This is a genomic window from Bacillus sp. P4_D3 (genome assembly GCF_056401855.1).
The window spans coordinates 1-808 of the sequence record NZ_JBFUIN010001111.1 but is presented as its reverse complement, the minus strand read 5'-3'; the positions used below and the strand labels follow the sequence as shown (position 1 = coordinate 808).

Sequence of the window (808 nt, the reverse complement as noted above, 5' to 3'; positions counted from 1 at the left end):
TCTGAAGACTCCTGTAAATACGTTGTAAAATATTCTTCTTTAGTTAATCTACGAAGTAAAGGATAAACAGACCCTTCTGATATTTCAATTTGATTGGAAATACTTCGAACTAATTCATATCCATAACGGTCTTGCTTATCGAGTAAGACAAGAACACAAAGTTCTAAAACTCCTTTTTTAAATTGTACATTCAATGTTCATTCACCCTATTCTAATTGACATTCACTACTATTCATTATTCAGTACCATTTTATAATAAGTACTCGCAAATATAATATACCACTTAGTATTATTCATTGCAAGGTACACTGGAAAAATAAGTATAACTTTAAATTAATGATACAACGCTTATAAAATCAAAACGATGGCTTTCCCCTTCCAATTATGGAATTCTAAATGCGGATGAATCAAACCTTTTACAAAATGGAAAGGACTCAACTTTTTTACATAACAACACTTCCCATCTATAATGAAAGAGAAAAAGACTCTTACTTTAATGGAGGGAATAAAAATGAAAGCAATTGGTTTACATGAATACTTACCTATTGAAGAAGAAAACAGTTTAATTGATATTGAAGTTGAAAGACCTGTTGCCACAGGAAGAGATATACTCGTTAAAATTAACGCAATTTCCGTTAATCCAGTTGATACAAAAGTTCGATCTCCGAAAGATAAAAAAGAAGATGTAGCAAAAATACTTGGCTGGGATGCTTGTGGCGTTGTCGTACAAACTGGCGAAGGTTGTACATTATTTAAAGAAGGCGATGAAGTATTTTACGCTGGAAGCATAACGAGACAAGGTACATAT

2 protein-coding genes are annotated in these 808 nt (G+C 31.9%); one reads left to right on the top strand and one right to left on the bottom strand.

Annotated features, from left to right (window positions below; genetic code table 11):
* Nucleotides 1–194: PadR family transcriptional regulator (locus AC1DTM_RS29645; protein WP_477001609.1), on the bottom strand; the 194-nt coding region annotated here is incomplete at its 3' end.
* A gap of 317 nt (nt 195–511) precedes the next feature.
* On the opposite strand from AC1DTM_RS29645, the gene AC1DTM_RS29640 reads away from it, so the two are divergent.
* Nucleotides 512–808: alcohol dehydrogenase catalytic domain-containing protein (locus tag AC1DTM_RS29640; protein WP_477001608.1), on the top strand; the 297-nt coding region annotated here is incomplete at its 3' end.